Source organism: Avibacterium endocarditidis, from assembly GCF_002921145.1.
Taxonomy (GTDB): domain Bacteria; phylum Pseudomonadota; class Gammaproteobacteria; order Enterobacterales; family Pasteurellaceae; genus Avibacterium; species Avibacterium endocarditidis.
Window position 1 is genome coordinate 1 of sequence record NZ_PQVI01000104.1, and the last position, 9,652, is coordinate 9,652.

The following is a 9,652-nucleotide window of genomic DNA, read 5'->3' on the forward strand; positions in this document are numbered from 1 at the left end:
TGCTTCCGCTTCACGGCGTGCTTGTTCTTCTGCGGCTTTACGCTCTTCCTCTAAGCGTTTTGCTTCCGCTTCACGGCGTGCTTGTTCTTCTGCGGCTTTGCGTTCTTCTTCCGCAATTTCTTTTTCAACAATAGGGTTATATAAACGGAATGTGCTCCCTTCTTGAATCAAGTTATAACGGTAAGCACCAATATCCGCATAACTATTTTGCAATGTTACGGTTAAATTTTCAGATGAATTAGCTGTTATTAAGGTTAGGCGATCTTTGCTACGCTGTGGTTCATTGCCAATATCATTCACTACAAGTAGATGATTACCTGATGCTTTTCCGTTTACCACAACTTTATCGCTGTTTAATGTAGAAAAGTTAGTGCGGTAATAAAATTTTCCATTTCCGCTTAAATCACCATTAACGGTTAAGGTATTAAATGGTTTGTCATTCTGACTAAGTGTGATTTGTGAATTCTGGTCTAAATGTAAATTTCCTACCGTACTATCACCCGTTAATGTCCAATGTGCTTCGGGAGATAGCGATGTCCGACTCGAATGTTCTCCTTGAATTGAACCAACAAAATCCGTTTTCCCTAAGTTTAACTGACTTTGTTGCGTTAAAGTAATATCCCCTGTTAATGCCATTCTTGGAATCGTTGCCAAAGTCTTTTCATTATAACTTGGGGAATCACAACTGACACTTCCTGTATAATCAGAACGTAAACAAACTTTTTGTCCCGATTGATATCCCAAATTCAATACTGCATTATCCGTAGCTTGGATATTTCCATCTAGGGAAGAAACATTTCGCCCCACAGTGAGTGTAGAATTATTGGCAACAGAAATATTTTTCGCTGAGAAATCACGATTAATCCAATCATCGTCAAAAATGACCTCACGATTATTCAACACATCACGTGCGTGTGGTGTCGGCACACCTTCAAAAACAACCTTACCACCTTTAGCTGAAAAATCACCATTAAGGTTCATTCCACCTGTTAATAATAGCGTTGATTCTTCTACCACTGGCTGATAATTTACATTTAAGCCACCATTTGTTTTGTCGGAAGCTTTTTCACCGAAATAACCGGCAAACGCGGTTAAGGTCTGTTGTGCATTTTTGCGATCAATGATCGTTTGAATCGCCGCCGCACGATCGCTACCTAAATATTCCCAACTATCTGAACTAGCTTGGTTTGTAGGGTAATAACTTCCTGCTTTGCCACCTGATTTTAAAGCGAAATAATCCTTTCGCCCGCTTATAGCATATTCATAAATGTCAGAGCCAGCTTTTCCCCAATTTCCCCAAGTTAAATCTTGTTCGGAAACCTTTACACCTGTTAAGGTTAAATTCGATGATTTATCCGTGCGATGATTAACAACTGTTGCACCATCATCAGAATGCTGGATACGTTTAAAGCTGAGATCGTTACCATTTAAATCTAAACGTCCGCCACGAAAACCAAAATACAATTTATTCGGATCAATTTGATCCGCACTTTGTAAAACCAAGGTCGGACGCCCACTTACCACGCCAACCTGATTAAATGCCTGTTTTCGACCTTGCTCATCTTCCTGCTGATCTAAAATGACAGTTCCATCACCGATACTAATATCTCCTAGGTTATTTCCCACACCTTGAACCAATAAAGTTCCTGTCCCTAACTTTGAAAGACGATCGCCTTCAGGATTAGCTATTTTCCAAGTTACTGTTTTATCCTTAGCAACCAAAACGCCACCACCTAACCACGTTTGGTTCGTTTCAGGCTTCACAGTAAAATTTGTATTGAAATAGAGTGCTCCAGCTCCCGCATTAATGTTGTCTTTAACTAATAAAACACCCCCATCTACACCATCAAAAATCACACTTTTCCCATAATCTAATGATGGACGTTCTTTATCTGTATCTTGTGATTTTAAAGATTCATTTCTTAAAGGCACAGCCAATGCGGTGCTTTCTCCCGCTTTAATACTACTGGTTTCAGGGTGAAGAGCATCAACACTCCATTCCCAAACTTGATTTTGTTGCGTATTCTGAATAGTCCCCGCCTTGGCTCTTTCTTGTATAGCATTAACATAAGAAGGGCGTGACAATGACCAAATGTTCCCATAACCATAATCAGATTTTAGAACACCTACAATCACCCACTTTTTCTTTTGAGCATCATACCCCAGTAATGCAGAACCACTATCACCACTTCGTCCATAACTTACCATTGGCCCATAAATAGAACCAAATAAGGTTATTGGCTTATCCGTGATCCGTTTTCCTTCTGGCGTGATCGTTCCATTTGCCACAACATTAGTCGCATTAGCTTCACTCATTGTGTGAGTGACACCACCTATAACATACTTATATGCACTACTCAAACTGATCGTTTTGCTATTATCTTCCGCACTTTCTTGAACCTCTTGTTTTCCTGAACCCACTCGTATATAAAGAGGAAAACGCGTTAAATCCGTCAAAATTTTTGTATTTTCTTTTCCATTTGGCGTTAATACATCGGTAAGTTCTGCGGGAGCTACCTCCGTTACCATTTTATGTAAACGAGGGATATGATAATCTTTATCTTGCGGGTTTGAATAAGTGACCCCATCCCATTCATCCGGAAAATTGTTTCGATTAACCAAAAGGTAAGAAAAATGGTGAGAATCTGGGTTTGTATCTTCTCCACCAAATAAAACTTGAGAATATCCGACATTATGCCGAACACTAGTTATAAAGGAAGGATCGATTAAATTGGCAAATGCCCCATTCTTATTTGCTGTTTTGAGATCAGGCATAGGAATATTATCTTTCAACATAATGCCTACATCTTGACCGTTTTTGTCAAAAATATGAATGTTTGTCGCACCGATTGAAAAGAGACCTTTATTTTCACCAAAATCACGAAAATATTGGTAATCAACATCTCCCCTTACTCGAGATGCCTCCGCGTTCAACGCCACAATAGCTAAACTAATGCCTAATTTAATTGGATTAGAAAAAGATTTAAATAAAAGATTAGATTTCTTAAAGTTCATTGAATTTTAATTAGTTATAAGCAATCCTGTATTATAACTAATTAAATCGCAAAACACTCCTCCCCAGAAAGAGGTATATTCTATATGTTATCTAAAATATTTAACGCATCAATCAATTTTTTCACGGTAAAAACTTGCATATTTTTCACCGCACTTTTTGGTTTATTGGCAAACGGTACGATAGCTCGGGTGAAGCCGTGTTTGGCTGCTTCGGAAATTCGTTCTTGTCCACTTGGTACGGGGCGGATTTCCCCTGCTAATCCCACTTCGCCGAACACCACCAGATCTTTTGGCAATGGGCGATTGCGGAAACTGGAAATTAACGCCAGTAATAAGGCCAAGTCTGCACTGGTTTCACTCACTTTTACGCCACCTACCACATTGACAAACACGTCTTGATCGGACATTTGCAAGCCGCCGTGGCGATGCAATACAGCTAACAATAAAGCAAGGCGATTTTGTTCCAAGCCCACCGCAACCCGTCTTGGATTGGCGAGCATTGAGTGATCCACCAAGGCTTGAATTTCCACCAATAACGGCCGCGTGCCTTCCCATAGCACCATTACGGAACTGCCCGCGGTGTCTTCTTCCCCACGGCTTAAGAATATGGCGGAAGGATTTTTCACTTCGCGCAAGCCTTGCTCTGTCATCGCAAATACGCCAAATTCATTGACCGCGCCAAAGCGATTTTTGTGGCTACGTAAGGTGCGAAAACGGCTATCCGCCTCCCCTTCTAATAATAGCGAGCAGTCAATGGCGTGTTCCAACACCTTAGGTCCTGCCAGCGTGCCGTCTTTGGTCACGTGTCCCACCATAATAATGGCGACTTGGCGAGTTTTCGCATAACGGGTCAGAAAAGAGGCACATTCCCGCACTTGGGAAACGCTCCCTGGTGAAGATTGAATATCCGCAAGGTGCATCACTTGAATGGAATCCACCACGATGATTTGTGGTTTAAGCTGATCGGCCAAATGGCAAATTTGCTCTACGGACGTTTCCGACAACATATTCAGCCGATCTGTTGGCAACCCAAGACGATTGGCGCGCATTGCCACCTGCTGCAAGGATTCTTCGCCTGTAACGTAAAGTGCGGTCATATTTTGTGCTAAACCACACATCACTTGTAATAATAAGGTACTTTTCCCTGCCCCCGGGTGTCCGCCAATCAAAATGGCACTGCCCGGCACGATACCCCCGCCTAATACGCGATCAAGCTCGTAAAAACCGCTGTGAAAACGGGGAACTTCTTGCAAACTGATTTCTGCCAAGGTTTGGATTTTTGCCTGCGTTTCCCCAGCATAACCACTGAAGCGATCGGCTCGGCTTGCTTTGGCTGGGGCAAGGCGAATTTCAGTGATGGTGTTCCACGCTTTACAGGCATTACACTGCCCTTGCCAGCGGGCATATTCCGCACCGCAATCATTGCACACAAAAGCGGTTTTTGCTTTAGCCATTGTTCATCTCCAAATTTTCCAAATTCGCTGCTTCATTCTCTTCAACATAAGTGAGCGAAATCAGATTTAACATTCGCTGTAAATAAAATGCCGATTGCAATAAATCAAATAATTGCGCGATCACTTCGGCGTTATTTTTGGTTTCGCTATGAAGTGCAATCAGCTGTTTACATTCTGCCAAACATTGCTGACTACTTTCCACCAACGCCAGCCAATCTGTTTTAAGCGCATCGCTTAAACCTTGTTGATTGAAAGCATTTTTTCCAACAAATTGCCATTTTCCGTATAAAAATGATAAAGATTGAAAAACGCGCCGATTCGCTCCACCGTGCGCAAAAAGTCTTCAGCAAAATAGGTTTTCCCTAGGGCAAAGGTTTCTTCAATTAGACCTTGTTCCAGCTGGAAGTGCGGTTAATTTTTGCGAAAAATTGCCCGCACTTTGCGCGAAATCTAAAAAATCTCGCCATTTATCTAACCAATTTTGTGCTTTAGGCTGATAATTTTCTGCCAAGGCATAACCCCGTTGCGCTTTGCTAATGGCACTTAATCGCACGCCATTTTCCAATGGCAAAGAACGTACATATTCGAGCAAATCCGCCACATTACCTTGCTTTAACTCAAATTCCACTTCGCTAATTTCTACCTGTTTATCACCAGCCAAAATCTTGCCTTGATCAAGCGCCACTTCAATTTCTGCTGTTTCCTGTGTTTTTGGCGTTTCTGACGAAAATTCAGGGCGGATAAGGAAAGTTTCTCGCGTAAAATCCGTGGCAAAAATCGGCTGTAATGCAAGTGTTTTCCAGCTGAGATCGAGATCATAGTTTTCCACTAATCGCGCCAAATCAGGCGTTTCATTTTGCTGTGGCAAATTATATTCAGGGCGAATATGCAAGCCACCTAGTGCTTCCCCTTTGGTTTTTAAGGTTAAGGTAAACTGTTGATTTTCTTTGCGAACACGCAAGCCCATTTGGTGCTGCGCGAAAAATTTATCGACGGTGTCGTAATAAGTATTACCTAAAAATGCCTGCTGATGAAAGTGCGGTGCGTTTTTCAGTAAATTTTGCTTGAATGAATTTAAGCCAAATTGCGGAATTAGTAGTTTTAATTCAATTTCTGTACTCATTTTGTCTATTCCTTCCAATCTTAATCAAGTTTTTTCATATTATCTAATAAATTCCTTGTTTTTTCGATGAAATATAGTGTATTTTTACGCCCGCATAGCCTTGAACAAGATGAATATGCGCAAAAATTTATCAACCTAACCCCTAGAAGGAGTTATCTTATGGCTGTAAATAATATTTTAGGATTATTTGCCCATTCCCCATTAAAGCCTTTAGCACGTCATTCTGCTAAGGTAACTGATTGTTGTAAATATCTCATTCCATTTTTTGAATACACTTTCCAAGGTGATTGGGAAAATGCAGAGAAATTACGCAAAAAGATTTCTGACACAGAACGCCAAGCAGATACATTAAAGCGTGAAATTCGCTTAAAACTGCCACGCGGTTTGTTTATGCCTATTGAACGTACTGATTTATTAGAATTGGTTACGCAACAAGATAAATTAGCGAACTACGCCAAAGATATTGCAGGCAGAATGATTGGTCGCCAATGTCCATTCCCTCCTGAAATGCAAGAAGATTTTATGAAATATGTCGTTCGCAGTATTGACGCAGCAGAGCAAGCTCATTTGGTGATTGATGAAATGGACGGTTTACTTGAAACGGGTTTCAAAGGCCGTGAAGTCCAATTTGTGAATCGAATGATCCAAACCCTAGATGATATTGAAGACGATACGGATCAAATGCAAATTAAATTACGCTTAATGTTGCGTTCAATGGAAAATGAATTTAACCCGATTGACGCGATGTTTTTATACAAAATCCTTGAATGGATTGGTGTGCTTGCAGATCAAGCGCAACGTGTGGGTTCACGCATTGAATTAATGTTGGCTCGTTCATAATTGTTAAACAGCATAGGAATAATACTATGGAAGTTATTCAACAATATGGCACTTTACTAGTGATTATCACCGCGGCTTTTGGCTTTTTTATGGCCTTTGGCGTGGGTGCAAATGATGTTTCTAACGCAATGGGAACCTCTGTAGGTTCAGGCACAATTACCGCCAAACAAGCCATTATCATTGCGATGATTTTTGAATGTGCTGGGGCATATTTAGCCGGTGGTGAAGTAACAGAAACCATTAAAAGCGGGGTTTTAAATCCAACAGAATATATCGCCACACCAGAAATTTTGGCCTTAGGTATGATGGCGGCCCTCTTTTCTTCTGGATTATGGTTGCTCATCGCCTCGCGAATGGGCTGGCCAGTTTCCACCACACACACCATTATTGGCGCAATTATCGGTTTTGGTTTAATTACTGTTGGGCCAAACTCAATTGATTGGTCAGCTATCCGCAATATTGTGGGCAGTTGGTTTATCACCCCTGTGATTGCAGGCCTAGTGGCATATGGCATTTTCTTCAGTACACAAAAACTCATTTTCGATACGGAAAAACCGTTACGCAACGCACAAAAATATGGCCCGTATTATATGGGACTCACCATCTTTATTTTGTCCGTAGTAACAATGATAAAAGGCTTAAAGCACGTTGGCTTACATTTAACTGGTAGCGAAACTTTCTTTATTTCATTAGGCATCAGCGCCATTTCTGTGGTGGCCAGTCATTTCTATTTTCGTAGCAAAAAATTCCATCAAACAGTGAAATCAGGCACATTCGGTGCAGTAGAAAAAGTATTTAGTATACTAATGCTACTAACCGCCTGTGCAATGGCGTTTGCGCACGGTTCAAACGATGTGGCTAACGCTATTGGGCCATTGTCTGCCGTGGTGTCTATTGTGGATAACGGCGGTGAAATTATGGCAAAAACCCCACTTGCTTGGTGGATCTTGCCATTAGGGGCGGCAGGTATTGCGTTAGGATTGATTATTATGGGCTATAAAGTAATGGCAACCATTGGCACAGGGATCACCGATCTCACCCCAAGCCGTGGTTTCTCAGCTCAATTTGCAACGGCAACCACCGTGGTACTCGCTTCTGGTACGGGATTACCAATTTCCACCACTCAAACCCTTGTTGGTGCGATTTTAGGTATCGGCTTCGCGCGTGGTATCGCCGCATTAAACTTAACGGTAATTCGCAATATTATCGCCTCTTGGGTGATCACCTTACCTGCAGGCGCATTCTTTGCGATTTTAATTTACTATGTGCTGCACGCCATTTTCATCTAATTTGCGTAAGCCATAGAAAAAGCACACAAAATAAGACAAAGATTTTGTGAATGAAAGAAAGTGCGGTACAATTTACCGCACTTTTTTATTGTCTATTTTTTAAGGTGTTGTAATGCGAAAAATTACTAAGATCTTGTTTTTATTCTTTCTTTCCGTACCCTTCGCGCAAGCGGAAACCCGTTATGTAACAGAAAACCTTTCCACCTTTTTACGCAAAGGGGCGGGCGATCAATTTAAAATTGCAGGGGCAATTCGTTCAGGCGAACCGGTAACCGTGCTAAACCACAAAGATCGCTATACGCTTATTCGTGATAGCAAAAATCGTGAAGCTTGGATCTTAACCTCTGAACTTTCTAGCACGCCGAGCAGTAAAGATGAAAATCCAAGATTAAAAGCAAAAATTGAAGAATTAACCTTAAAACTCAATCAATTAGACGGTGATTGGCAACAACGCACCAGCGAAATGCAACGCCGCACCAAACAAGCTGAGCAACAAAGCAGCCAATTATTAGAGCAAAATTCTCAGCTCAACCGTGAACTTGAAATCACCAAAATAAAACCGCGATTTAGAAGCAATGCTTGATGCAGGCAAACGTGAAATTGCGATCCAATGGTTTATTTATGGCGGTTCAGTGCTAGGTGTTGGTTTGCTACTTGGTTTAATCTTACCTTTCATTATGCCAAAACGTCGCCGCCGTGATGGCTGGGCATAACCACCCCATTCAGCAAAATGGAAATTTATTTAGTTGGCGGTGCCGTGCGCGATGCACTACTCAATCTCCCTGTTAAAGACAGAGATTGGGTGGTAATTGGCGCAACGCCAGAGCAACTATTGCAACAAGGCTATATTCAAGTGGGGAAAGATTTCCCCGTTTTTCTTGATCCTAAAAATAAAGAAGAATATGCCCTTGCACGCACAGAAAAAAAAGCGGGTGTGGGCTACACTGGTTTTGTGTGCGATTTCAGCCCCGACATTAGCTTAGAACAAGATCTGATCCGCCGCGATCTCACCATTAACGCCATTGCGCAAGATAGCCAAGGCAAGTTGCACGATCCTTACGGTGGTATCAATGATCTGAACAATCGCCTACTGCGCCATATCTCCCCTGCTTTTGCCGAAGATCCTTTGCGCGTGTTAAGAGTGGCACGTTTTGCTGCGCGTTACCATTATTTAGGTTTCCAAATTGCCCCTGAAACCTTTGCCTTAATGAAACAAATCACCAAATCGGGCGAGCTTGAACATCTCACGGCAGAACGCGTTTGGCTAGAAACAGAAAAAGCCTTACAAACGCCAAATCCTGAAATTTATTTTGATATTTTAAGAAAAATTAGAGCATTAGCGGTACTTTTCCCTGAGCTTAACGCCCTTTACGGCGTGCCAAATCCCGTGCAACATCACCCCGAAGTGGATAGCTTTATCCACACAATGCTGGTGTTGCAACAAGCCACAAAGCTCACTGAAAATAGCCCTGCACAACAAAAAAGTGCGGTGCGTTTTGCGGCAATTTGCCACGATCTTGGCAAAGCGCTCACGCCAAAAGATCTTCTGCCACGCCATTTTGGCCACGAACAAAAAGGCGTTATGCCAACGCGCAATCTTTGCAATCGGCTCAAAGTGCCAAGTTACACTTAAAGAACCTGGCGTGCCTTGTTTGCGAAACGCATACCAACGTTCACCGAGCCTTTGAGCTACGCCCTGCCACTATCTTAAAATTATTCAATCAACTCGATGTGTGGCGTAAGCCAGAACGTTTTAAAGAAGTGTTACTTGTTTGCACTGCCGATGCCAAAGGCCGCACAGGCTTTGAGCAAGTGGATTACCCGCAAGCGGATTTTCTATTCAAACTGTACCAAGCCGCATTACAAGTTGATGTGCAACAAGTGATTGCTGACGGATTTCAAAAAGAAAAAATCCGCGAAGAATTAAACCG

Annotated in this window: 6 protein-coding genes and 2 pseudogenes; 4 read left to right on the forward strand and 4 right to left on the reverse strand. The window is 42.0% G+C overall.

Going from position 1 to position 9,652, the window contains the following annotated elements:
* The 4 genes from C3Z13_RS08330 to C3Z13_RS08340 form a co-directional block, all read right to left on the reverse strand.
* Positions 1–3,015: S6 family peptidase (locus C3Z13_RS08330; RefSeq protein ID WP_146256889.1), on the reverse strand; the 3,015-nt coding region annotated here is incomplete at its 3' end.
* Between the two features lie 80 nt (positions 3,016–3,095).
* Positions 3,096–4,469, reverse strand: a complete 1,374-nt coding sequence (radA, locus tag C3Z13_RS08335; RefSeq protein ID WP_103855613.1) for a DNA repair protein RadA — start codon at positions 4,467–4,469, stop codon at positions 3,096–3,098.
* A complete protein-coding gene (locus C3Z13_RS12370; protein ID WP_245872598.1) occupies positions 4,462–4,671 on the reverse strand; it encodes a hypothetical protein in 210 nt (69 codons plus the stop codon). Before C3Z13_RS12370 ends, radA begins: the two co-directional genes overlap by 8 nt.
* Positions 4,672–4,848: 177 nt before the next feature.
* Positions 4,849–5,592, reverse strand: a complete 744-nt coding sequence (locus C3Z13_RS08340; protein WP_245872599.1) for a CYTH domain-containing protein — start codon at positions 5,590–5,592, stop codon at positions 4,849–4,851.
* Positions 5,593–5,751: 159 nt separating this feature from the next.
* Here C3Z13_RS08340 and C3Z13_RS08345 point away from each other — a divergent pair, with 159 nt between their 5' ends.
* From C3Z13_RS08345 to C3Z13_RS08360, 4 genes and pseudogenes are all read left to right on the forward strand, one after another.
* Positions 5,752–6,432 carry a TIGR00153 family protein gene (locus C3Z13_RS08345; RefSeq protein WP_103855614.1) on the forward strand — a complete coding sequence of 227 codons (681 nt, stop codon included), beginning with the start codon at positions 5,752–5,754 and terminating at the stop codon, positions 6,430–6,432.
* A gap of 26 nt (positions 6,433–6,458) precedes the next feature.
* Positions 6,459–7,721 carry an inorganic phosphate transporter gene (locus C3Z13_RS08350; protein WP_103855615.1) on the forward strand — a complete coding sequence of 421 codons (1,263 nt, stop codon included), beginning with the start codon at positions 6,459–6,461 and terminating at the stop codon, positions 7,719–7,721.
* 112 nt (positions 7,722–7,833) lie between these two features.
* Positions 7,834–8,434, forward strand: a pseudogene (locus tag C3Z13_RS08355) (TIGR04211 family SH3 domain-containing protein).
* Between the two features lie 17 nt (positions 8,435–8,451).
* Positions 8,452–9,652 (forward strand): annotated as a pseudogene (locus tag C3Z13_RS08360) (multifunctional CCA addition/repair protein); the annotation flags it as partial.

Coding starts and splice junctions, on each gene's coding strand:
- radA (WP_103855613.1), bottom strand. CDS start 4,469: ATGGCTAAAGCAAAAACCGCTTTTGTGTGCAATGATTGCGGTGCGGAA.
- C3Z13_RS08340 (WP_245872599.1), bottom strand. CDS start 5,592: ATGAGTACAGAAATTGAATTAAAACTACTAATTCCGCAATTTGGCTTA.
- C3Z13_RS08345 (WP_103855614.1), top strand. CDS start 5,752: ATGGCTGTAAATAATATTTTAGGATTATTTGCCCATTCCCCATTAAAG.
- C3Z13_RS08350 (WP_103855615.1), top strand. CDS start 6,459: ATGGAAGTTATTCAACAATATGGCACTTTACTAGTGATTATCACCGCG.